At 28.7% G+C, this 25,333-nt stretch carries 23 protein-coding genes; 16 read left to right on the top strand and 7 right to left on the bottom strand.

All coding sequences use genetic code 11. The features are described from left to right. The 13 genes from ACY2RW_RS02915 to ACY2RW_RS02855 all read left to right on the top strand — a co-directional run bounded on the left by ACY2RW_RS02915 (position 1) and on the right by ACY2RW_RS02855 (position 13,539). Positions 1-390 (top strand): hypothetical protein, encoded by a 390-nt coding sequence (locus tag ACY2RW_RS02915; protein ID WP_490121197.1) that lies wholly within the window; start codon positions 1-3, stop codon positions 388-390. Positions 391-550: 160 nt separating this feature from the next. Further along, complete coding sequence (locus tag ACY2RW_RS02910; RefSeq protein ID WP_490121196.1) at positions 551-1,540, top strand: AAA family ATPase; 990 nt, start codon at positions 551-553, stop codon at positions 1,538-1,540. Between the two features lie 95 nt (positions 1,541-1,635). After that, on the top strand, positions 1,636-2,505 hold the full coding sequence (locus tag ACY2RW_RS02905) for a DUF58 domain-containing protein (RefSeq protein WP_490121195.1): 870 nt from the start codon (positions 1,636-1,638) through the stop codon (positions 2,503-2,505). Between the two features lie 31 nt (positions 2,506-2,536). Beyond that, entirely contained in the window at positions 2,537-3,463 is a 927-nt protein-coding gene (locus ACY2RW_RS02900) for a hypothetical protein (protein ID WP_490121194.1), read from the top strand. After that, the gene (locus ACY2RW_RS02895; protein ID WP_490121193.1) at positions 3,450-4,454 is read left to right on the top strand and encodes a vWA domain-containing protein; all 1,005 of its coding nucleotides are present in this window, start codon (positions 3,450-3,452) and stop codon (positions 4,452-4,454) included. Before ACY2RW_RS02900 ends, ACY2RW_RS02895 begins: the two co-directional genes overlap by 14 nt. 2 nt (positions 4,455-4,456) lie before the next feature. After that, on the top strand, positions 4,457-5,503 hold the full coding sequence (locus ACY2RW_RS02890) for a VWA domain-containing protein (RefSeq protein ID WP_490121192.1): 1,047 nt from the start codon (positions 4,457-4,459) through the stop codon (positions 5,501-5,503). Between the two features lies 1 nt (position 5,504). Further along, entirely contained in the window at positions 5,505-6,341 is an 837-nt protein-coding gene (locus ACY2RW_RS02885) for a tetratricopeptide repeat protein (protein ID WP_490121191.1), read from the top strand. A 21-nt stretch (positions 6,342-6,362) separates the two neighbouring features. Further along, positions 6,363-8,147, top strand: a complete 1,785-nt coding sequence (locus tag ACY2RW_RS02880) for a BatD family protein (protein WP_490121190.1) — start codon at positions 6,363-6,365, stop codon at positions 8,145-8,147. 35 nt (positions 8,148-8,182) lie between these two features. Further along, entirely contained in the window at positions 8,183-8,941 is a 759-nt protein-coding gene (locus tag ACY2RW_RS02875; RefSeq protein ID WP_490121189.1) for an SH3 domain-containing protein, read from the top strand. Between the two features lie 67 nt (positions 8,942-9,008). Next, positions 9,009-9,311: a hypothetical protein gene (locus ACY2RW_RS02870; protein WP_490121188.1), complete on the top strand. Its 303-nt coding sequence runs from the start codon at positions 9,009-9,011 to the stop codon at positions 9,309-9,311. An 81-nt stretch (positions 9,312-9,392) separates the two neighbouring features. Beyond that, a complete protein-coding gene (locus ACY2RW_RS02865; RefSeq protein WP_490121187.1) occupies positions 9,393-10,973 on the top strand; it encodes a SulP family inorganic anion transporter in 1,581 nt (526 codons plus the stop codon). A gap of 61 nt (positions 10,974-11,034) precedes the next feature. After that, positions 11,035-12,897 carry a SulP family inorganic anion transporter gene (locus ACY2RW_RS02860; RefSeq protein ID WP_490121186.1) on the top strand — a complete coding sequence of 621 codons (1,863 nt, stop codon included), beginning with the start codon at positions 11,035-11,037 and terminating at the stop codon, positions 12,895-12,897. 12 nt (positions 12,898-12,909) lie between these two features. After that, entirely contained in the window at positions 12,910-13,539 is a 630-nt protein-coding gene (locus tag ACY2RW_RS02855) for a carbonic anhydrase family protein (protein ID WP_490121185.1), read from the top strand. Between the two features lie 178 nt (positions 13,540-13,717). Here ACY2RW_RS02855 and ACY2RW_RS02850 read toward each other — a convergent pair whose 3' ends face one another. Together ACY2RW_RS02850 and ACY2RW_RS02845 are read right to left on the bottom strand one after the other, a co-directional pair. Continuing rightward, a complete protein-coding gene (locus tag ACY2RW_RS02850; protein ID WP_490121184.1) occupies positions 13,718-14,095 on the bottom strand; it encodes a hypothetical protein in 378 nt (125 codons plus the stop codon). 48 nt (positions 14,096-14,143) lie between these two features. Then, positions 14,144-14,659, bottom strand: a complete 516-nt coding sequence (locus ACY2RW_RS02845; protein WP_490121183.1) for a CvpA family protein — start codon at positions 14,657-14,659, stop codon at positions 14,144-14,146. Between the two features lie 81 nt (positions 14,660-14,740). On the opposite strand from ACY2RW_RS02845, the gene ACY2RW_RS02840 reads away from it, so the two are divergent. After that, positions 14,741-15,097, top strand: a complete 357-nt coding sequence (locus tag ACY2RW_RS02840; protein WP_490121182.1) for a hypothetical protein — start codon at positions 14,741-14,743, stop codon at positions 15,095-15,097. A gap of 13 nt (positions 15,098-15,110) precedes the next feature. On the opposite strand, the gene ACY2RW_RS02835 is transcribed toward ACY2RW_RS02840, so the two are convergent. Beyond that, entirely contained in the window at positions 15,111-15,905 is a 795-nt protein-coding gene (locus ACY2RW_RS02835; RefSeq protein ID WP_490121181.1) for an SDR family oxidoreductase, read from the bottom strand. 109 nt (positions 15,906-16,014) lie between these two features. Here ACY2RW_RS02835 and ACY2RW_RS02830 point away from each other — a divergent pair, with 109 nt between their 5' ends. Continuing rightward, positions 16,015-17,382 carry a TlpA family protein disulfide reductase gene (locus ACY2RW_RS02830; RefSeq protein WP_490121180.1) on the top strand — a complete coding sequence of 456 codons (1,368 nt, stop codon included), beginning with the start codon at positions 16,015-16,017 and terminating at the stop codon, positions 17,380-17,382. 178 nt (positions 17,383-17,560) lie between these two features. Here the strand turns inward: ACY2RW_RS02830 and ACY2RW_RS02825 are convergent, their stop codons facing one another. The 4 genes from ACY2RW_RS02825 to ACY2RW_RS02810 all read right to left on the bottom strand — a co-directional run bounded on the left by ACY2RW_RS02825 (position 17,561) and on the right by ACY2RW_RS02810 (position 24,387). Beyond that, positions 17,561-20,152, bottom strand: a complete 2,592-nt coding sequence (locus ACY2RW_RS02825) for a T9SS type A sorting domain-containing protein (protein WP_490121179.1) — start codon at positions 20,150-20,152, stop codon at positions 17,561-17,563. 92 nt (positions 20,153-20,244) lie between these two features. After that, positions 20,245-20,997: a LytR/AlgR family response regulator transcription factor gene (locus tag ACY2RW_RS02820; RefSeq protein ID WP_490121178.1), complete on the bottom strand. Its 753-nt coding sequence runs from the start codon at positions 20,995-20,997 to the stop codon at positions 20,245-20,247. 2 nt (positions 20,998-20,999) lie between these two features. Continuing rightward, positions 21,000-23,930, bottom strand: a complete 2,931-nt coding sequence (locus tag ACY2RW_RS02815) for a sensor histidine kinase (RefSeq protein WP_490121177.1) — start codon at positions 23,928-23,930, stop codon at positions 21,000-21,002. 97 nt (positions 23,931-24,027) lie between these two features. Beyond that, complete coding sequence (locus tag ACY2RW_RS02810) at positions 24,028-24,387, bottom strand: YraN family protein (RefSeq protein ID WP_490121176.1); 360 nt, start codon at positions 24,385-24,387, stop codon at positions 24,028-24,030. Positions 24,388-24,435: 48 nt separating this feature from the next. On the opposite strand from ACY2RW_RS02810, the gene ACY2RW_RS02805 reads away from it, so the two are divergent. Then, a complete protein-coding gene (locus ACY2RW_RS02805) occupies positions 24,436-25,332 on the top strand; it encodes a DUF1207 domain-containing protein (RefSeq protein WP_490121175.1) in 897 nt (298 codons plus the stop codon). The last annotated feature ends 1 nt before the right edge of the window (position 25,333 follow it).

Raw genomic sequence — 25,333 nt, 5'->3', positions numbered from 1 at the left:
ATGAAGAATTATTTAATATCAAAAATGCTTGTTCTCGTTCTAATTATATCTAGTTGTGTTCAAAAAGAATTTGAAAAGAAAATTACTTTTAAAGTAGATACTAATGGAATTAAAAATGTAAAATCTATAGGGATTAGAGGCGACTTTTTACCAAAAAAATGGAGAGAAACTGTACCATTATCTGATGATGATAAAGATGGTGTTTATGAAATTACATTCACAGAAAAAACAGCTGCATATAGTATCAACTTTAAATTTGTAAAAAATGGATTTGACTATGAGTTAAAAAACCAAGACAATAGAGAAATTATTTTTAATTACAAACCAGAAAATATAATTTATAATACAAGTTTTAATCAGTCCAAATCATCAATAATTATTAAAAATTAATAACGTTTTAACATAAAATCTAAATTAAAATGAATGGATTTTAAAAATAGTCTAAAAAATCATTTATAGCTCTTGCATCTTTAACCTTGTTTTAACAAAAATCAAAATGTTAAAATTGTAGCTTTGTTCTTTGTAAAAATAAATCTAATACAATATCATAATGGATGTAGATGTAAGAGCTATCAATGAGAAAATAGAAAGAGAAAGTGCCTTTATAGACATTCTTACTTTAGAAATGAATAAAGTAATTGTTGGTCAAAAACAAATGATAGAAAGTTTGTTAATTGGATTACTGGGAAATGGGCATATTTTACTAGAAGGTGTTCCAGGACTTGCAAAAACCCTAGCTATTAATACATTATCTAAAGCAGTACAGGGTAGTTTTAGTAGAGTGCAATTTACACCAGATTTGTTACCAGCAGACGTTGTTGGAACAATGATTTATAATATGAAAGTAAATGACTTTTCTATTAAAAAAGGACCCATTTTTGCTAACTTTGTTTTAGCAGATGAAATTAACAGAGCGCCTGCAAAAGTACAATCTGCATTGTTAGAAGCCATGCAAGAACGCCAAATAACTATTGGAGATACTTCTTTTAAATTAGACGAACCCTTTTTAGTAATGGCAACTCAAAACCCTGTAGAGCAAGAAGGAACCTATCCTTTACCAGAAGCGCAAGTAGACAGGTTTATGCTAAAAGTGGTGATTGATTATCCAAAATTATTAGATGAGCAGGTAATTATGCGTCAAAATTTGTCTGGAGGATTTGCATCTGTAAATCCTGTAATTTCTGTAGATCAAATTATAAAAGCAAGACAAGTTGCTAATGAAGTTTATATGGATGAAAAAATTGAAAAGTACATTCTAGACATCATTTTTGCAACACGTTATCCAGAAAAATACAACTTACCACAATTAAAAGATTTAATCAGTTTTGGAGCTTCACCTCGTGGAAGTATCAACTTAGCAAAAGCTGCTAAATGTTATGCTTTTATAAAAAGAAGAGGATATGTTATTCCAGAAGATGTTAGAGCAGTCGTTTTTGATGTTTTACGTCACAGAATAGGAATTACTTATGAGGCTGAAGCAGAAAATGTAACATCTGTAGACATTATCAATTCAATCATCAACGAAGTAGAAGTACCTTAAAATAAGTAAGCAGTAAATCAGTGGCAGTATGCAGTAGCTTATTAATACTGATTTCATACTGAAAACTGTAAACTGCAAACTGCATACTTAAAAAAATGGATACAAAAGAAATACTCAAAAAAGTTCGTAAAATAGAGATTAAGACACGTCGTTTGTCTGATCATGTTTTTGGAGGTGAATATCATTCATCATTCAAAGGACGAGGTATGACTTTTTCTGAAGTACGCCAATACCAATTTGGAGATGATGTTAGAGCCATAGACTGGAATGTTACTGCACGTTATAATGAGCCTTATGTTAAGGTTTTTGAAGAAGAACGTGAGCTAACAATGCTATTAATGGTAGATGTTTCTGGGTCAGAATTATTTGGTACCTCCAATCAATTTAAAAAAGAAACAGTTACAGAAATTGCAGCAACATTGGCATTTTCTGCAACCCAAAATAATGATAAAGTAGGTTTAATTTTATTTTCTGATGATGTAGAGTTATTTATTCCTCCCAAAAAAGGAAAAAGCCACGTTTTAAGAATTATTAGAGAGTTAATTGAGTTTAAACCAAAAAGTAAAAAAACAAATATTGCTGCTGCTTTAAAATTTTTATCAAGTGTGATGAAAAAAAGAGCCATTGTTTTTATGTTATCAGATTTTATGGATGATGATTACGAAAAAACATTAAAAATTGCAGCAAAAAAGCACGATTTAACAGGAATTAGAGTGTATGATAAACACGATGAAAAAATTCCGAATTTAGGAATGGTACCCATGTTAGATGCAGAATCTGGCAATGTTCAATTGATAAATACATCATCAAAATCTGTAAGAACAAGTTATAAAGCCAATGCTCTACGATTATCAGATTATTATAAAAACATGTTTAAAAGAAGTGGTGCTGGTACTATTAATACAAGAGTTGACGAAAGTTACGTGAAAAAATTATTAGGATATTTTAAACATAAAAATAAATAAGTTGTCATTTCGAGCGCAGTCGAGAAATCTTATGAAAAAATATATACTTTACATATTACTTTTAATTTCAACCATAAGTTTTGCCCAAAATCCTATGGTAAAAGCAGAAATTGATACCACCAATATTAGAATTGGTGAGCAGTTTCATTTAAAAATTTCTGTTGATGAAACCCAGAATGTAATCATTCCAAAATTGCAACTAAAAGGGTTAGAAATTGTAGATTCTACAGCAACAGATACTTTAAAAAACGCCTTAATTAGAAAATACATTTTAACAGGTTTTGATAGTGGTGCATTTTACATACCACAACAACAAATTTTTGTAAAAAATCAAGCGTATTTAACAGATTCTTTATTAGTAAACGTAGCTACAGTAGCCGTAGACACAACCAAAGTAAAGAAGTTTCCTATTAAATCTATTAAAAGTGAACCATATACTTTCGATGATTTTAAAATCTATTTGTACATCATTTTAGCTGCATTGGCTATTATTGGATTTTGGATTTATTGGTTTGTTATTAGAAAACGAAAAGAGGAAGAAGAAGAGCCAACTTATAGAGCTTTACCACCCTATGAAGAAGCCATTTATCGTTTAAATGAGTTAGATGAAAAGCAACTATGGCAAAACAATCAAACCAAAGAATACTATAGTGAGTTAACAGAAATTGTACGTGGTTATATAGAGCGAGAATTAAATGTCCCAGCATTAGAAAAAACTACAGATGAGGTGTTAGATATGTTAAGAGATTTTAAAAAATCGGATGTTATTTTAACCTCGCAAGAAACCATAGATAAACTAAAAAGTTTATTAAGAGAAGCAGACTTGGTAAAGTTTGCAAAATCGAAACCTTTAGCTCCAGAAATTGAAGAAGACAGAAAAGATGCTGAAGATATTATTGGCAATTTAAAACCAAAACCAATTGTAGAAGAAAAAGACGAAGAAGATGGATTGGAGTAATTTTGAATTTTTAAATCCCGGGTTTCTGTGGCTGCTAATTTTAATTCCATTATTAGCAGTTTGGTACTTTTTTATGCGTAAAAAAGATGCTGCAGTTTTAACAATACCAAGTATAAAAGGTTTCAAGGCAGATTCATTTTTATCAAAATTAAAACCACTTTTATATGTATTAAGATTACTAGCTTTAGCTGCAATAATCATTGCTTTAGCAAGACCAAGAAATGTTTCTGTAAGCAAAAAAACAAAATCAAATAGAGGTATAGATATTGTTATGGCAATAGATGTTTCTGCAAGTATGTTGGCACGAGATTTAAAGCCAAATCGTTTAGAAGCTCTAAAAAAAGTAGCAATAAATTTTGTAGATAGAAGACCAAATGATAGAATAGGAATTGTAGTTTACGCAGGAGAAAGTTTTACCCAAACACCCATAACAAGTGATAAGGGAATTGTAAAACGTACCATTTCTGAACTTAAATGGGGGCAATTAGAAGGTGGTACTGCAATTGGTATGGGCTTAGGTTCTGCTGTAAACAGATTAAAAGAAAGTACTGCAAAAAGTAAGGTAATTATTTTATTAACAGATGGTGTAAACAATTCTGGTAATTTAGACCCAAGAACAGCTACAGAGTTAGCTACAGAATTGGGTATTAAAACCTATACAATAGGAATTGGTACAAATGGAATGGCAGATTTTCCTTGGGCAAGAGATCCAAGAACAGGCAAATTACAATTTAGAAAACAACAGGTAGAAATAGATGAGGCACTCTTAAAAGAAATAGCAGAAAAAACAGATGGGAAATATTTTAGAGCAACCAACAACACCTCATTAAAAGAGATTTATGATGAAATAGACAAGCTCGAAAAAACTAAAATAGAAGAAATTAAATATTACAATTATCAAGAGAAGTTTAGAATTTTTGTCTTTTTAGGTTTAGGATTTTTGCTGCTAGAATTCATTTTAAGAAATACATTATTTAAGAGTTTTATATAAAAATGTACAGAATAGAAGAACCAATTTATTTTACACTACTTGCAATCATTCCAGGAATGATTGTAATATTTCTATTGGTTTTATGGTGGAAAAAAAGAACACAAAAGAAATTTTCTGACCTTAATTTATTACAAAGATTAGCACCAAATTCATCTGTATTTAAATCTACTTTAAAGTTGATTGTTTTGTTAATTGGAATCGCTTTTTTAATCATTTCTTTGGTAAACCCTAAAATGGGAACCAAGCTAAAAACGATTAAAAGAGAAGGTGTAGATGTAGTTTTTGCATTAGATGTTTCTAAAAGTATGTTGGCAGAAGATATTGCACCAAACAGATTAGAAAAAGCGAAACAAATTATTTCTAAAATTATAGATAAATTAGGTTCAGATAGAGTTGGTATTATTATTTATGCAGGTAATTCTTATCCACTTTTACCAATTACCACAGACCATGCAGCTGCAAATATGTTTTTGCAAAATGCAAATCCAGATATGGTTTCAAGTCAAGGAACAGATATAAATGGAGCATTAGAATTGGCAAAAACCTATTATAATAATGATGAGCAAACCAACCGCTTTTTAATTATTATTTCCGATGGTGAAGACCACCAAGAAGAAACAAAACAAGTTGCCAATAATTTAGCAAACGAAGGTGTAAAAATTTATACAGTTGGTGTTGGAACAGAAAATGGTGGGCCAATTCCTATGCGTATAAATGGTTCTATGATTGGCTATAAAAAAGATAGAAAAGGAGAAACAGTTATTACCCAACTAAAACCAGAAATTTTACAAGGAATTGCAGATGCTGCAGATGGACAATATATTGATGGAAATATAACTGAAAAACCTGTAAAGGCTATTGCAGATATTATAGCAAATGCAGAAAAAAATGAATTTGAAACCAAGCAGTTTTCAGATTACAAAGATCAATTTCAGTGGTTTTTGGCATTAGGTTTGCTATTCTTAGTTGCAGATATATTTTTGTTTGATAAAAAAACAAAATGGTTGAAAAAAGTAGATTTGTTTAATGAAGAAAAATCCAAAAAATAACATGAAAAAAATACACTATTTATTAATTGTTTTCTTGGTACTCTTTTCATCAAAAGAAACATTTTCCCAAAAAGATTCTATTTCTGGACAAAGAAAAGCAAGAAAACTACTTAGGCAAGGTAATGAACTGTATCAACAAAAACAATTCACAGACGCTTCTGTAGCTTACCAAAAAGCGCTGGGAAATAACACAAAATACAACAAAGCAACCTATAATTTAGGAAATGCACTATATCAAAATAAAAATTTTAAAGAGGCAATACCTCAATATGAATTAACTGCAAAAACTGCTAAAGACAAATTTACCAAAGCAGAAGCATACCATAATATTGGTAATGCTATGATGGAATCTAAAAATTATCAAGGAGCTGTAAATGCATATAAAAATTCTTTAAGAAATAACCCTAATGATGATGAAACACGTTATAATTTAGCGGTTGCACAAAAATTATTGGACAAAGAAAATCAAGATAAGAAAAACGATAAAAATAAGGACAATAAAGACAAGGACAATAAAGACAAGGATAAAAAAGATAAAGACGATAAAAACAAAGACAAAGACAAGAATAAAAATAAAGACGGAAAAGATAAGGACAAAGACAAAAAAGACGATAAAGACGGAGACAAAGATCAAAAGAAAGATAAAAACCAGGATCCTAATAAAAATAAAGACGATAAAAAAAACAAACAAAAGCCAAAGCCACAACAAGGTAAAATGACCCCTGAACAAATTAAGCAGTTATTAGAGAGTTTAAATAACGAAGAGAAAAAAACTCAAAAAAAGATGAATGCTAAAAAGGCAAAAGGTAAAAAAGTAAAACAAGAAAAAGATTGGTAAATTAGCAGTCTCCAGAAATAGATGATGAAGTTGAAATTTTACATATCAATATGTATAACGTTATTAACACTAAGCGTTTTTGCTCAAGAGGCTACTTTAACAGCCAAAGTAAGTAAGAATAAATTGGGTGTAAACCAACGTTTAAGAATTGTATTTTCTATCAATAAACAAGGTGCAGATAATTTTTCTCCACCTAAATTTACAAATTTTAACGTAGTTGGTGGGCCTAGTCAATCTATCAGTCAATCTACTGTTTTAACGCCAAGTGGACGAAAAATGACTTTTACACAGTCATACACGTTTATCATTCAGCCTAAAAGAAAAGGAGAGTTTTCTATTGGTGCTGCAAGTATAGAGGTTGGTGGTAAAACCATACAGTCTAAACCTATAAAAATTATTGTTTTAGATGCTGTAGAAATACCTAAAAACCCCAATGATCCTAATTATATTGCTCAACAAAATATTCATTTAGTTGCAGAAGTTTCAAAAACAACACCTTATGTAGGAGAAGGTATTTATGTAGAATATAGGTTATATGTAAGTGATAATATTATAATTTACGATTCTAGAGTGCCAGAACCACCACAATATATTGGTTTTTGGAATCAAGAAATAAAAATTAATGGTTATCCAGAAAGAAGAGGCAAATACAATGGAGAAGACTATAAATATTTTACATTAGGAAAAGCGTTATTAATACCCACAAAATCTGGAAAATTAGAAATAGAACCCATAAATATGGAAATTGCTATTGGTGTTCCAACAGGTAGAGCCGATTTTTTTGGAAATGTAATTACTCGAAACATTAGAAAAGAATTTTCTTCTGCTAAGAAAATAATTCGTTCAAAAAGTCTTCCTTTAGAAAACAAACCAGAAAACTTTACTGGAGCAGTTGGCGATTTTAATTTTGCAGTAACACTTAGTAAAGATATTTTAAAATCTAATGAGAGTTCTCAAATAAAACTAGCAGTTACTGGTAAAGGAAACTTAAAGTTATTTGAACTGCCAGAAGTTACAACACCTGTAGAGCTAGAAAAGTATCAACCAGAAAGAAAAGAAAAAGTGCGTGTTAGTGCAAACGGAATTTCTGGATCTGTATCTGATATTTACACTGTAGTGCCACAATATAAAGGGAAATATAAGATACCAAGTATAGGTTTTTCTTATTTTAACCCCAAAGAAGAAAAATATTATACATTGTCTTCAGAAGATTTATTTGTAGATGTTATAGAAGGTAAAGAATTGGTAACAAATACAGATAAAGAAAACAATTCAGTTCAAAAACAAGATGTTAAAATAACTGGTAAAAACTTTAGATATATTCAAACTAAAAGTTCTTTTGAACCTTTAGAAAAAGAAGATTTTTTCAAATCTAATCTGTTTTATATCTTACTATTTTTGCCATTAATTGCCATTCCAATAGGTGTTTTTATTGCCAAACAAAATGAAGCAAGAAGTAATGATATTGTTGGAAATAAATTGCGTAAAGCAAATAAACTCGCAAAAAAATACCTTTCTGATGCTAAAAAACAATTGGGTAATAAAGAGGCATTTTACGAAGCTTTAGAGCGTGCTTTGCATAATTACTTAAAAGCAAAATTAGGAGTTGAAACTGCAGATATTAGTAAAGAAAAAATTACTCAAATTTTAGAAAGCAAACAAATAGATGAAACCACTATTAAACAATTTATAGAGGTTTTAAAAAGTTCTGATTTTGCAAGATATACTCCTTTTACAGCAACTCAAATGGAAGAAGAATTTGAAAGAGCTAAACAAGTTATTGTAAAATTAGATAAACAATTGTAGGTGTTTTTAATAGAGTTTAAAATACAAGTATTTAAATGAAAAGAATAGTATTCTTATTATTAATAGTTATCAACCAAGTTACTGCACAAAATGTAGATAGCTTGTTTGTGGCTGCCAATGAGTTATATAAGAATGGTAAATTTGAAGAAGCGATTATAAAATACAAATCAATAGAATCTCAAGAAGTAGCATCATCAGAGCTGTATTATAACTTAGGGAATTCTTATTACAAATTAAATAAAGTAGGTCCATCAATTTACTATTATGAAAAAGCATTAAAACTAAACCCATTAAATGAAGACGTAAAAAATAATTTAATTTTTGCAAAAAGATTGGCTTTAGATAATGTAGAGGCATTACCACAAACTGTTTTTCAGAAATTTAATAAAAATTATTTGCAAAAACTCTCTTACAATGAATGGGCAATGTTGGTGGTATTATTTTCTTTTTTAGCAGCCATTTTCTTTTTACTATACTACTACTCTTACACAACGTCTAAAAAACGCATCTTTTTTATAACAAGTGGGGTATGTTTTTTCCTATTAGTATTTACAATTTTCATTACTTACAATCAATTTAATTACTCCAAAAAGAATATAGAAGCTATTGTTTTTGCAGAAAAAACAGAAATTAGAAATGCTCCAACTTTAAACTCAGAAGTAGTTTTTACATTGCATGAAGGCACAAAAGTTATTGTACTAGATACTGTAGATAATTGGAAAAAAATTAAACTAGCTGATGGGAAATTAGGATGGATTATTTCTTCTGAAATAAAAATGTTTAATAATTTTTAGATTTTATTTAACGGTTATTTCACAAACCTTTCTTATTTTCGTTCTTTATTTTAATAAAATCTAAGAATTGAGAGTTAAAATAGCCTTTTTTTTCACTTTATTATTTTCATTAATAATAATCTCACCAACCATACTTTCTTTGGTTGATGATACTCAAAATATTTCTTTTTTTCTAGATATGAATGAAGAAGAAGAGAAAAATGGGAAAGAAGCATCTAAAGATTTGGAAATAAAAATTTATCAATTGGTACACACAAGTATTGTTTTGGTAAATGGAATTGAAAAAAATAAGAATGTAGCTTTTACATCTAAAAATTACATATCAGAATTTCCAAAAAATACTACACCACCTCCAGAGTTTTTGTATTAATAGTTCTTAGTTTATACAAATCAATCAAATTTTAAATTTCAAAATACTCTAATTTATTTTAGAGAAAAAAATACTTTTTATATGTTTAAATATATCAAAAACGATTTACCTGCAAGTATTGTAGTTTTTTTCGTGGCTTTACCTTTATGTTTAGGTATTGCATTAGCAAGTGGGGCTCCTCTTTTTTCTGGTTTAATAGCAGGAATTGTTGGGGGTATAGTAGTAGGTTCTTTAAGTGGTTCTAAAATAGGAGTTAGTGGGCCAGCAGCAGGTTTAGCTGCCATTGTTTTAACAGCAATTGGTACACTAGGTAGTTATGAAAACTTTTTAGTAGCTGTTGTTTTAGGAGGTATAATACAATTAATTTTCGGGTTTTTAAAAGCAGGTATTATTGGGTATTATTTTCCATCATCTGTAATTAAAGGAATGCTAACAGGTATAGGAATTATTATTATTTTAAAACAGATTCCACACTTTTTTGGCTATGATGCAGATCCTGAAGGAGATTTTGCTTTTTTTCAAGTAGATGGAGAAAACACATTCTCAGAAATTTTTAAAACGATTAATAATATTAGTCTAGGTTCTACTATTATTGGGTTTATTGGTTTAGGAATTTTATTACTTTGGAGTAATATTTTATCTAAAAAAGGAAAATTCTTTCAATTAGTACAAGGTCCTTTAGTAGCTGTAGTAGCTGGTATTGTTTATTTTTATTTAACCAATCAAAGCACAAAATATGGTATTAATTCAGAACACTTAGTAAGTGTTCCAGTACCAGATAATTTTGATATGTTTTTGTCTCAATTTAGTTTCCCAAACTTTAGTGCAATATCCAACCCAGAAGTATGGATTGTTGGTTTTACAATTGCATTAGTAGCAAGTTTAGAAACCCTTTTATGTGTAGAAGCTACAGATAAATTAGACCCACATAAAAATGTAACCCCAACAAATAGAGAGTTATTAGCACAAGGTACAGGAAATATTTTTTCAGGAATGATTGGTGGTTTGCCAATAACACAAGTAATTGTAAGGAGTTCTGCAAATATACAATCTGGAGGTAGAAGTAAAATGTCTGCAATAATTCATGGTTTTTTCTTATTAATATCTGTGATATTAATACCAACTTTATTAAATAAAATTCCGTTATCAGTTTTAGCAGCAGTATTATTTATCGTTGGTTTTAAACTAGCAAAGCCATCAACTTTTAAAGAAATGTTTAAATTAGGTTGGAAACAGTGGTTGCCATTTATGGTTACAGTTTTAGTAATTGTTTTTAAAGATTTATTATGGGGAATAGGTATGGGATTAGCTGTAGGTATTGTAGTAATTCTTATTAAAAGTTTCCAAAATTCGCATTTTTTACATATTGAAGGTGATGATGTTGATGATGGAAAAATAAAAATGACACTTGCAGAAGAAGTAACTTTCTTTAATAAAGGAGCTATTTTAAAAGAATTAGATAATTTACCAAAAAATTCTTATTTAGAACTAGATGTAAGAAAAACAAGGTATTTAGATAACGATATTATTGAAATTTTAGAAGATTTTGCTTTTAAGGCAAAAGAAAGAAATATAGACATAAAACTAATTTCTGAACGTGGAACTGTAGAAAACCCAGAGAGTTTTATTGAGTTTTTTAAATTAAGACCAAAATCTGCATAAAAAACTTACAAATTACTATTTTTAGGAAATAGGGAGTACATTGTAATAAAAATAAAAACGTATGAAAAACTTTTTTTCTAATTTTAAAGGTGATGCTTTTGGTGGTATAACAGCTGGGATTGTTGCTTTACCATTAGCTTTGGCTTTTGGTGTTTCCTCTGGTTTAGGACCTACAGCAGGTTTGTATGGGGCTATATTTATTAGTTTTTTTGCGTCACTTTTTGGAGGTACAAACACCCAAATATCTGGACCAACTGCTCCAATGACAGCTGTAAGTATGGTTGTTATAGCAGCTATTGTAGCTAGTAATGATGGTAATCTAGCCAAAGCTTTACCAATTATTTTAACAGTTTTTTTGTTAGCAGGTGTTTTTCAAATAGTTTTGGGTTTAATTGGTTTAGGTAAATATATTCGTTACATACCTTATCCAGTTGTATCTGGTTTTATGACAGCTATTGGTGTTATTATTTTATTAACACAAATTTTACCAGCAATAGGGTATTATCCTAAAGAAGATATAGAATATGTAAGCAAATTTAAACCTCAAGCAGAAGAAGTAATTTTAAAAAATATTTTAAAAGAAGAGGTTAATGAAGGAGTTTTAGTATTAGAAAACTTTAAAGAAACCATTTCTAGAGCAGGAAAAATTACTGCAGAAGATATTCAAAAAGAGTCACAAACTTTAGCAGCTAAACAAACTTCAGGAGCATTAGGAGCCATAAAAGCATTTCCAAGAGCATTTAAAAATATTGTTTGGTTAGAACTATTACTTGCTTTAGGAACCATTTTTATTATTTATGGTTTTAAACGGATTACAACAAAAATACCAAGTACACTTGTTGCATTGGTTGTCATTTCTGGAATTGCTTTTGGTTTTGAATTAGATTATAGAAGTATTCAAGAAATACCTATTGGAATTCCAGATATAAAATGGGAAATTTTTTCAGGGTTTTCATTAGGCAATATTACACCCTATATCTTTACAGCTTTAACATTGGCGCTTTTAGGAGCGATAGATTCTCTCTTAACCAGTGTAATTGCAGATAATATGACCAAAACCAAGCACAAACCCAATAAAGAATTAATTGGACAAGGAATTGGTAATAGTATTGCAGCAATTTTTGGAGGTATTCCTGGAGCAGGTGCAACTATTAGAACAGTGGTAAATATTAATGCTGGTGGTAAAACAAAACTTTCTGGAATGATAGCTGGTATTCTACTATTAGTAATTTTACTTGGTTTAGGGCCAATTGCATCAAAAATACCAGCAGCAGTTCTAGCAGGTATTTTAATTACTGTTGGTATTGGTGTTATGGATTATAAAGGATTAAAAGCAATACCATATTTGCCAAAAGACATACAGATTGGCCCTGTTAAATTAAGTTCAGAAGTTTTAATTATGATTATTGTTTTGCTACTTTCTACTTTTTGGAATTTAGTATATGCTGTTGGTATTGGTTTAATACTTGCATCGCTTATGTTTATGAAAAAAATAGGCGATTTAACAGCAAAAGCAAGTAATATTAAGGCTCTAAAAAACGATGAATGGTCAGATGAAATAGGTTTCCCTAAAAATTTATCTGAAGAAGTTTTCATCAAGCACGTTAATGGACCACTTTTCTTTGGTTCTACTAGCGATTTTCAAGCACTATCAAAACAAATTCCAGAAACAGCAAAAACAGTAATTATTCGTTTAGGAAGAATGCCATATATGGATCAGTCTGGTTTGTATGTTATGGAAGATATGTTGCAAAATTTAAAGAAAAAAAATATAGAAGTCTTGTTTGTAAATTTATTAAAACAACCAAGATATATGATGGAAAGAATAGACATTGTACCAGATTTAATTTCTCAAGAACATATTTTTAAAGATTTTAATTCTTGTGTAAAATGGGTAAAACAAAATATAAAAGACGAACATTAAAAACAATATATTATGAAAAATGTAGCAATAAATAAAGAAGTACAAAGTGGTTTAACTCCAAAAGGAGTTTTAGCAGATTTAATGGAAGGAAATAATAGATTTGTAAATAATAACTTACAATCTGCAGATTATAATGCATTAGTTAAAGACACAGTTTCTGGACAATTTCCTAAAGCAGTAATTTTATCTTGTATCGACTCTAGAGTACCAGTAGAACAAGTTTTTGATCAAACAATAGGAGATATTTTTGTAGCTAGAGTTGCTGGTAATTTTGAGAATGTAGATATTTTAGGAAGTTTAGAATACTCTTGTGCAGTTGCAGGTAGTAAATTAATTGTTGTATTAGGGCATGAAAGCTGTGGAGCAGTAAAAGCAGCTTGTGATGGTGTTGAGCTTGGAAACATTACAGCTATGTTAGATAATATCATACCTGCAGTAAAAGTGGCAGCAGAAGGTTTTGATGATGATGTAGACTCTTCTAACAAAGATTTTGTTGCTAAAACAGTAGAAAGTAATGTAAAATTAACCATAGAGAGAATTAGAGAAAAGAGTAAAATTTTATCTGAAATGGAAATTGATGGTGATATTGAAATTGTTGGTGGAGTATATTCTTTACAAACAGGTAAAGTAAATCTATTATAGGCCTAAATAATTTTACGTAAAAAAAAAGGCTGTCTGAAAAGTAGTTAAGTATGTCAAACTGAGCTTGTCGAAGTTTTATAATTCATTGATTATCAATTATATTTCGACAAGCTCAATATGACAAGTAGTTAATTTTTTGACTTTTCAGACAGCCTCTTTTTTTATTGTCGTTAAGAAATTAAATTTTAATTCTCGTCATTCTTCCTTCCCAAGACCTACCTCCTAAAGAAGAAGTATAGTACACTTTTTTACCACGTACTTTGTTTATTTTTATATGCAATTTTGTTCCTACCTTAAATGGGAAATCTGGTAAATTGGTTTCTTTAATAATTAAATTGTATTCGCAACTAGAAATCCATTCAATATCAGATTTTATAAAATGTTCTCTATCATTATGATACTCAACATAATCATTCACTTTAAAAACAACAATAACATCCTTTTTAGCATACCTATATTTAAAAGTATTATTTTTTAAAGTTGAGCAATCTTTTTTATCAAAAGACATTAATGCAGCCAAACTAAAAAATAATATTAATTTGTAAAACTTTTTCATTGAAAACCTATTTAACACGCAGCAATTTACAAAAAATAGCCGCAAAAATTATATAATTTCTGTAGGGGTTTTTACTTGTTTTTCTTCTTTAATTATTGAGGGGAAAATTGTTGGAGCAATCTTTTTAACGGGTTTGTATAAAATAGACTCTTCTAAGGTTTCCTTTTCTATAAAAGGAATTGTGTCATTCATTTTTCCGAAGAAAATAAACACAACACTTAGTATGAGTCCAATTTTTAAAGCTCCGAATACACCTCCTAATAATTTATTTAAAATTCCTAAGGCTGCAAAATCTGCTAATTTAGTTAGTATTTTTCCTAAAAAAGCAATTACAATAATAATAATAACAAATGTTATTGCAAAAGCAACCAAAGAGATGTATTCCTGCTCCCAAGATACGTATTCTTTTAATAAATCTGAAACAAAATAAGAAAAATGAATAGCTCCATAAACACCACCAACTAAAGCAACTAAAGAGGCAACTTCTACAAACAACCCTTTCATTAAACCTCTTACAAATCCAAAAAGTAGTAATGCAGCAATAATAATATCAAAAATATTCATAAAAATAATTTGCTCAAACCTACACCTTTTTTTTATTTTTTAAAAATGTGGGTCGTATATTTACTCTTTTAAACAAGTAGTATGCCAAAAATAATTAGCTTAAAAGAAAAATGGGAGGTTTTAGTAGGTAAATTAACCAACCAGTTTGCAGAAGGAGATGAATTAAACATAGATGGAATTATTTATTTAATTGGTGTACAAGAATTAGGGCAAGGCCATCGTAAATTTAAAAAAGATGAAAAAGTAAATTTAATGCACATTGCTATATGTAAGTTATTAGAACCTTATGGTTATTACGAATTTGATTTTTTTGATGATGATGGTTGGCCTCATTATAAAACAATAACAGAATTACCAACTTTAAAACCAGGAGAACAAACGGTTTTAATGAAAGAAGCAATTGTTCAGTATTTTGAGGGGTTGTCTTATATAGATTAGTTTTTTTCTAAATTTAAGTAACACTTAATTTTCGTATCATTTTTGATAGTATTTTTGGATAAAAGCGTTTTGCAAAAACGGCTAATTTTTCTTTGGCTCCTGCAATATATACCTCTTCTTTTTTCTTTTTTATAGCTTTTATCATCAACTTAGCAAAACGTTTTGGGTCTATTCCATTTTTGGTAGCCATGTCCATTTTTTGCTGTGGAGTTCCATCACCAGTCAAAGCATTTATAGAAACATTGGTATTTACAAAACCAGGACAAACTAATGTTACAGCAATATTTTTTTCATGATTTTCTGCACGTAAACTATCAAAAAAACCATGCAAAGCGTGTTTACTTGCTGCATAAGAAGAACGTAAAGGAGTACCAATTTTACCAACAATGCTTGTAGTTACAACAAAATGGCCTTTCTTATTTTTTATAAAATAAGGCAATAAAGCTTTAGATAAAGCAACTGTGCCTAGATAATTTATATCCATAATGCGTTTATCTACAGCAATTTTAGTGTCTTTAACTAAAGAACGTTGGCTAATACCACCATTGTTTACTAAAATATCTATGCCTTTAAAACACGTAATTGCTTCATCAACCTTTGGTTGTAAATTATAGTAATCTTCTAAATCTAAAGTTATAATTTTTACTTTATCAGGATATTTGCATTCTTGTTTAACCAACTCTAATTGTTCTTTTTTTCTTGATGATAAAATTAATTGTGCGTTTTGGTTAGATAGCTCAATAGCTAAAGCTTTTCCTATTCCAGAAGAAGCACCAGTAATCCAAATTACTTTATTAGAAAAACCCATAAATTTTTACTTTTAACGTTACAATATACCTATTTTAATACATAAGTAGTATTTTTGGTACACTTCTTGAAAATGGATTATCAAGAACAAAAAAATCAACTTTAAAAAGATGAAAAAATTACTTGTATTATTACTCTTCATTTCCTCATTTGCTCAAGCTCAATACACTATAAACGGAACAATGACACCAACTATAAAAAGTGATTGGGTAATTTTGTATAAAATAGAAGGAGCAAGACAAAAATTTGTTCAAAACAGTAAAATAAATATAGATACTGTTTCTATTCAAGGAAAAAAAGAGGCAATAGGTAATTTTAGTTTTACACTACCAAAAGACACAAAAGTAGGCGCTTATAGAGTAACTTATAGGCTAGAAGGTGCTGGTTTTGTAGATTTTTTCTTTAATAAAGAAAATATCGGTTTTGGGTTTCATCCAGATTATCCAAATCAATCTGTTTCTTTTTCAGAATCAAAAGAAAATATTTTTTACAAACAATATTTGGATAAAATTTCGAAAGCACAACAAACTTTAGACTCTATTCAAGTAACTGCTTTGCAAAATGCAAACCTTGATTTAAGAGACGCTTACAAAAAAGCTTTTAGCAAGTTAAATACCATCCAAAAAGAATACTTAGCAGCTTCAAAAGGGATGTATATAGCACCTTTTATAAAAGCATCTTTTAGAAATAGTTCTTCAGAATTAATTACAACACCTCAAAAGTATATGACAAATATGGTTGATACTTTTTTTGATAGTATGAATTTTAACGACAAAACGTTATTAAATTCGCCTTTTTTAGTAGACAGAATTACAGACTATGTTTTCTATATTAACTATTCTGATGATAAAGAAACGCAACAAAAATTATATAAAAAATCTATAGATAAAGTAATTTCAAAGATTGACAATGCTCCTTTTAAAAAAGATATTATAGAGTTTTTAATTGGCCAATTTGAAGGTTCAAAAAACTTAGAATTGATAGATTATTTGTTTGAAAACTATTATAATAAATTACCTGTTGGTTTACAAAACAAGCAATTTAAAGAAGAAAAACTAGCTTTATTAGCAGCAGAAGTTGGTAGAATTGCACCCGATTTTTCTTGGCAAGAAAATGGTAAAAAATTAAAATTGTCTACTTTAAATGATGCTAAAAATTATATTTTGGTTTTTTGGAGTACAGATTGTTCTCATTGTTTGAGAGAAATTCCTGAGTTGCATAAGTTTTTACAAACCAATAAAAAAGTAAAAGTAGTTGCGTTTTCTTTAGAAAGAAATGATTTTGGCTGGAAAAATTATAAGAAAAACTTACCCAATTGGCATCATGTTTTAGGTTTAAATAAATGGGAAAATAAAATTGCAAGAACTTATAACATTATCTCTACACCAAGTTATTTTGTTTTAGATGCAAATAAAAAAATTGTTGCAAAACCAGATGAATTAAATGATTTAAAAAAGATTGTAGAAAATCTTAAATAAAAAAAAGGCTGTCTAAAAAGTCAAAAAATTAACTACTTGTCATATTGAGGCTTATGTCTTCGCTCAAGATAGGCTTTGTCTAAATATAATTGATAATCAATGAATTATAAAACTTCGACAAGCTCAGTTTGACATGCTTAACTACTTTTTAAACAGCCTTTTAACTAAATTTTCTTTTTTAATTCTTTATAAATTTTTTGGTTGAAATTCCATTGTTTTCACTAATAATCTTCAACATATAAATACCTTTAGAAAAGTGGCTTATATTTATTTTATTAGAAATACTTTCTATGATTTTTTGTCCCTGTAAATTATAAATAATTACTTTTTTTACTTTAGAATTAATCTTAATATTTACTATTGAAGAAACTGGGTTTGGGTAAATTAAGACTTTATCATCATTTAAAAAATTGTCTACACTTAATGGAGAAGAGCCAAATTCATAAGGACCCATATCTACAGTGGTGTTAAAAATTCTTTGATTGCCTAATACATCTGTGGTTCCAAAAACTTTAGAATTATCTCCTGTATCTATTGCTGGAGAATTTCCTTTTAAACTATAATCTGCATTAAATGAAGGGTTTGTACTTATATTATTTGATTTAGAAGAAATACTATCATCATTAAAGTTTAGCTCGTCTAAAGAGTTTGTCACTGCTAAAGAATTTAAAGGAGATTTATATAGATCTGTAATTGATCTACTTTTAGAACCATTTGAAGAAGCTCTATTATTCCAAAAAATACAATTAGAAACTGTTGCGTTAAAAGTACTTGAAATATTAGCTGTTTTACTAATACCAACTACAGCTCTGGTAAAATTATTTAAACTTTGTCCTGTTCCAAAATCTTTATGATTTACATAAGTATTATTTACTAAGTTTAGTTTTACATCAGAACCATTTGCAATTACTCTAAACCAAGAAGCACTTCCGCTTATTCCTGTTAAAGATGATGATAAATCTGCTGCCAAATTGTTATCAAATAATGAGTTTGCAACAGTAATATCTACATTAGAATTGGCTCTTACAAAACTATAAATTCCAGACGCCCAACGTGACATATTATTAATAAATTTACAGTTTTCTATAATTAAACCTCCTCTTGTACCAGAAGTATTATTCAACTCAAACTCTGCAATTAAACCTGCATTGTCGTTTCTAGAAACATTGTTTTTTATAACACAATTTTTAAGCGTTAGTTTTGAAACCCTTTTATCCTTTACTATTGCACCACCTCTTTCTGTTGTGTTTTTATTATTATGTGCATCACTAAATGTAATGCCATCTAACAATAAATTATCTCCTCCAAGAAAAACTCTGAATATGTGATAACTATTATCTGAATTACGTGTTGTATTTGCGTAGTTTGATGCAAAATCTGTAAGATTAACATCGTTATTTTGTAAATCTCCAGAAAGTATAGTTTCATTAGTGCCAAAAATACGTTCTGAAACTTGTGTTTCTGTACCAGCAAAACCTCCATAAATTTTAACATTTTCTCTTCCTATAGAAAAAGTAGCAGATCTATTAGTGGTGTCTGGTTTGTATGTTCCTTTGGCAATCCAAACTTCTTTCTCATTAAAAGTTTGTACTACAGATAAGGCATCTTGTAAGCTTGTAAAAGCATTTTGCCAACTTGTACCATTGTTACTACCAGTTGCAGTAGCATCAACAAAAATAATTCCTGAAGGTCTAGAGGTTGTAAAGACAAAATCATTAGACCAATCTGAAACGTTATTACAGTGTTCTCTAATTTTAACTACATAAGGTGTAGAAATTTCTAAACCAGTAATATTTATTGGATTTGTGGAAACATTATTAATAATAGTTGCATTACTAATGGATTCACTTTGTTTATAATACGCCAAATCATAATTTCCTGAACCACTTAATGTAATGGTTGCAGATGTATTGTTAGTATTAGATAACCCAATAATAGTATTTGGTGGTGCAACACAATAATTTCCGTCTTTTCTTATCTGTGCAATTTCTGCTCTTGTTAAAGCGCGGTTGTATATAAAAAGGTCGTCAATTTGGTCTTTGTATTTATTTGCAGTTGGTAAACTATTACTTCTATTATTGGCAATGGTTATGTTTCCTGTGCTATTTATATTTCCATTAGGATTAAAACCAAATTCTGAGTTTTTATTAATAGTAGCTTGATCTACAAAAATATCGTCTATATATAAATTTGCCGTTGTTAAATATTTTTTAATTTCTCTTCCTGCTCTATATTGTCCAGTACCAGTTATGGCTTGAGTTATAGAAAGAGTTATGTGATGCCATTTACCATCGCTTACATTTGTTGCGCCCGTTTTTTTAATTCCTACTCTACCAATATTGCTTGCAGTAAAAAGTTGCTGAATTACAAAACCAACTTTTCCATTTTGTAAAAAAAGATAGTAACCAGACCAAGTTGTATTGTCTGCAACAGAATTTCTATTGTATGCATCATCATAAATAGTCTCAACATTACCATTATTTGTGGTTGTTTTTATCCAAAAACTAACACTACCAGTATTGCCTGTAAAATTAACATCAGATCTTGTTAAATAATCTCCATTCAAACGTATTGCATTTGTATTTACAGCTGTAAAACGATCGTTTGCTGTAGTTAGTAAAGTTCCAGTTTGGGTAAAATTGTTACTATTTGCTCCATCTGTTAGTGCTCCATTATCAAAGCTATATTTACCAACCAAGTCATTTGTAGGAAATTGCGCATAAAACACACTACTAATAAAAAGTAGCATTAAAAGTAATTTTGTTTTCATAATCATTTTAGTTTTTATGAAAACAAATTTGCCATTAATTAGAGTCGTTTTTTAGGTTGAATTTCTGAAATGCTTATTTCAACTTCTAAACACTATCCAATATTTTGAACAATGGTTAAAAACTCTTCTTTTTTCTCTTTTGAAATAGAAACAGATTCGTTGTTGTCCATAATTATATAGCCGCCATTTTTTTTAGAATATTCTTGTATGTATTTTAAGTTGATTAAGTAAGAACGATGTGGCCTATAAAAAGAGGGAATTGTATCTAACAATTCCACAAAATGTTTTAAAGGTTTGCTAATTAATATATCAGACGCATTTTGAATACTTACTTTTGTATACATTCCGTCTGCTTTTAACAAGATGATATCATCAAAATTAACAAACTTGATTCCGTCTGCAATTGGCAATCCTATTTTTTTAAAATTGGCAGATTTTAAACTTTTTTGAAGTTCGTCTAATTTTAAATTAATTGTAGATTTTCCACTATTTTGTATTGCTTTTTCTATTGCTGCAATTAACTTATTAGTTCTTAATGGTTTTAATAAATAATCTACAGCAGAAAGTTCGAAGGCTTTGATGGCATATTCGCTGTATGCAGTTGTAAAAATAATTTCGAAATGATGATGGTTTTTATCTATAAAATCGAAAATTTCTAAACCAGAATGCACTGGCATTTCAATATCTAAAAAAACAATTTTTGGCTTTGTCTTTTTAATCAATGCTACACCACTTAATAAGTCTTCTGCAGTTGAGATTGATGTAATTTTAGAGCAATTTTCTTTGATTAAAATTTCTAATAAATTCCGTGCTTTTGGTTCATCGTCTATAATTACTACATTCATAATTAAATTGTTGTATATGGTATCGTAATGTTTACTTGTGTTCCTTTTGGAGTATTGTTTTCGAATAAATCTGTAATATTTATGCCAGCTTGCTTTTCTTTTCCGTAATTTAATAATGCCAAACGATCTTTGGTTGCTTTTGTAGCAAAAGATTTATGGTTTTTACCACTTCTTGCCTTAAATTCTGCTGCTTTTTCACGCCCAACTCCATTGTCTGTAATGCTACATTTAATAATTTTATTTTGTTTGTCTATAGAGAAATCTATTGTTAAGATACGCTCATTTTTACGATGCAATAAACCATGTTTTAAAGCATTTTCTACATAAGGCTGAATTAACATAGTTGGAATGTAAATAGCATCTGGAATTAAATTTTCGGAATTAGAAATCGAATAATTTAGTTTGTCTTCAAAACGCAGTTTTTCTAATTCTAGGTACATTTCTAAACAATCTATTTCTTCTTTTAAAGTAATTTGTCCTTTGCTACTATGGTTTAAATAAGTTCTAATTAAATCTGCAAATTTCCCTAAATATTCACTTGCTAATTTTTTTTGATTTAGAATAATATATTCTTGAATAGAGTTTAATGCATTAAATATAAAATGCGGATTCATCTGCGAGCGTAAATTCTCTAATTTTAAAGCAATCAGCTCATTATCTAAAGAGAGTTGATTTATTTGAGATTGACGCTGTATTTCTTTTTTCTTGATTTTTCTTCGGAAGTATAAAATAATAGAACCTAAAACCAAAATTGATACCCCAAAAATAAACCACCAAGTTTCCCAAAATGGCTTTTTTATAGAAAAATTTAGTGATTTTATTTCATTTTTATTCTCTTCTAAATCTAAAAAAGGTTGTACTTGAAAAGTGTAATTTCCAGCTGGTAAGCTATTATATTTTACACTGGTTTCTCCAATAGTTGTAGTTATCCAGCTATCATTATAACCCAATAATCGGTATTTGTATTTTCCTTTTTGGTTAAAAATTAATCCATTTACATTAAAACTAATTTTTATGGCATTTTGGTTGTAATCTAACTCGTAATTAGATTTTAACTCCTTTTTATTATCATTAATTTGGATGTCTGTAAAATAAACTTCACCTGTATTTTGCTCTTTAAAAGCATACTTTTTATCAACTGAAAATAAACCTTCACTAGATGCAAACACCACTTTATTTCCCATAATTTCTATTCCAGAAATATCATAAGAAATAATACCATCTCTTTTTGTTAAGGTTTTAAAAGATTTTGTCTTGGTATTTAAGAGTTGAATTCCAGCATCAGTTGCAATCCATAAATCGGTTTTATCTGCTTCTATTTTTTCGATTCGGTTAGAAACTAAACCTTCTTTTGTTGTAAAATGATGTATAACCTCATTGTTTTTTATTCCAAAAATGCCGTCTTTAAATGTTGCAATCCATACAATATTATCTTCAGTTTCTGTAATTGACAGAGCATATATATTCTCTTTTTTATATATGATTGTTTTGGGGTTCCATAAATGATTGTAAGCAACCAAACCATCTACATAACCTACAAAAACTATATTGGTTTTCGAACTAAAGTAAGAAGTATAAGGTCTTCTATTTAGCAGTATTTTCTGTGGTTTGTAATTGTTAGCGTACTTTAAAAGTGTAGTTGATTTATAATCTACAACAAAAACATCTTTATTATTTAAAATAGAAAAACTCTTGGCAGATGAAGCACTAAAAATAGGCTTAAATTTTAATGTTTTTTTCTCTAATTCATATACCTGTGTTTGTTTGCCAAGGTATCCTAATCCGTTTTTAGAATCGAATGCAATTGCAGAAACTTTAGAAGCTTCTGGCATTTTTATATGAACTTCTTTATTTGTTTCTATGTTATAAAAACTAACATTTCCGTTATTTGAGCCAAAAAATAGCGTTTGTGAGTCTACTTTGTCTAAAGCAGTTATTTTTTTCTGAGATTCAGAAATTTCATAGGTTTCAATAAAAATATTTGGCATCACATAAATACCATTGTTTAAAGTAGTAAACCAATAATTGCCATCTTTATCTTTAATCGTTTTTGTAACACTTTTACCTTTTAAAAACTGCCTTTCTTCATGAAATTTATTGACTAAAAAGTTGTAAACATGAACGCCATTTGTTGTTGAAAACCAAATTTGATTTCCATTTTTAAAAATATGCTGTATACTTTCTGATTCAAAGTTTTCATACCCATCTAGTTTTAATAATTTCTGTTTATTAAAATCAATTTGATAAAATTTATTTTTACGAAAACGAACTTGTCTTAAAAAAAACAAAGAATCTAATTGAAATACTTCTGTTTTACCATGAATTATGGTAACTCCGTTTTTGTCTCTTATAGGAAGGTTGGTTGGAAATAAATTTTGGTACTCTTTTTTATTGTTAATTACTGCAATAGAATCTGTTGTGGCTAAGTAAATATCCTCCCCAACTTTAATATTTAAACTATAAACAGCTTTAGAATTATACGTTTTTTCAATTAATTTTGTTGTTTTATTAATATAATATATTGAATACTGACCAACAACAATTACATAATTTTTTCTTACACGAAACAAGGCTAATTCGCCTTTTAGTTCTTTACTTAAATCTATAAAAGTAACTAGTTTATTATCTTTAACATAAAAGAATTGCCCACTAATATTGTTACACCAAATATTACCATCTGCATCTTCTTGTACTCCAAAAACAGATAGTCCTCGTTTTTCTTTATTACTATAATTTTTGAATGATTTACCATCGTAACGAAACAATCCTTTATCTGCACAGAGCCAAATAAAGCCTTTACTGTCTTCTATAATATTATAAAATTCTTTGTCTGGTAAACCATCTTTTTCTGAAAGACGAATAGAAACAGGCTCTTGAGCTTTTGTTAAAAAGCTAATAAATAGTAGTAAAAAAGTTAGTAGTGCTTTAAACAAGAATTAAAATTTATCAAAAATACAATTTAAGATTTTTTATCTTTTAACTTACTTGCTAAAAAGTTGGTTAGAGTTTCTAAGACGATAGAATTAAACTTTAAAAATATAGAAAAGCATCTTTTAAATGCTCAATCTTTGTTTCTTTTTTGTTCTGAATGATGGCAATAATATCAAAACGAACTTCTACGTCTAAATCTTTTTCTACAACATAATTATCTATGGCAGAAAGTAATAGTTTAATTTTCTTAAGATTTACAAACTCTTCTGGATTCCCAAAGTAATCTGAGGTTCTTGTTTTTACTTCAACAGCTGCTAAAATTGCTTCTTTTTGTGCTATAATATCTACTTCCGCTTTTAAATAGCGGTAATTTTTTTCTAGAATAGTGTAGCCGTTTTTAATTAAAAAATCGATGGCTAGTTGTTCTCCTTTTTTTCCTAATTCATTGTGTTGTGCCATTGTGTGAATTTACAAATTATTGATTACTTTTAAAGTAAATTATTTTGAATGAAAACTACTAAAAATCAACTTTCTTTTTTACTCTTCATTTTTTGTTTCTCTTCTACTTTCGGTCAACATACAACCAATGAATTCGAACCTTTTTTAAGTCAAAAAAAGCGAAGTTTTCCTTTCTTATTATTCAGTCCAACAGACAATAGTAGTGCTTTTAAAATAAGTCCTATTACAGCTAAAACAGCTGGTGGGTTTCAATTCAATTCCTATAAAGTTTTGGTAAATTTAAAAGCCAATGTTTTTAAAAAAATCTATGAAAAGAATAATTATCAATTAGCTGTTAGTGGGCATATTGATAATCAGTTTGTGTTTCAAGAAGAGAATTCTGCAAACTTTAATGGTGTTACACATTCGCTTTTTAATACTGATTATTTCATCTATTTACACAACGATTTTGTTTTAAATGAAAACAACTATTTGCGTATCAATTTGTATCATAGGTCTTCTCATTTAGGTGATGATTTTTTACTAAAAAATGGTTATACTACAATTACAAATCCCGATTATTGGAAAGTAGATCCTGCCAATTATGAAACCATAGAGGTTTTATATACTTATAATAAAGAAAAATTGGGTTTATATGGAGGAGTATCATACATCGTTAGAACAAATAGTAAACGTAAAAAATTAGCTTTTCAAACTGGAGGTGTTTTTAAAAACTTTGAATCTGAAAGCGAGTTTTTAAGTAGAATTTTTTTAGGATATGATATTCGTTTTTTAGAAAACAACAATTTTAATGCAGATTTTAATGGCGGAATTGGATATGCTTTTAAAAACAACAACAGTTTACGACTCGAATATTATAATGGCTATTTGCCATATTCTAGGTTAGAAAAAGAAGTAAAAACTAGTTGGCTTTCGTTAGCTTTTTACTATAATTTAGAGTTATAGG

The organism is Polaribacter sp. 2305UL8-11 (genome assembly GCF_058147165.1).
The sequence above is the reverse complement of the archived record's forward strand: the minus strand, read 5'-3'. Positions and strand labels throughout refer to the sequence as shown.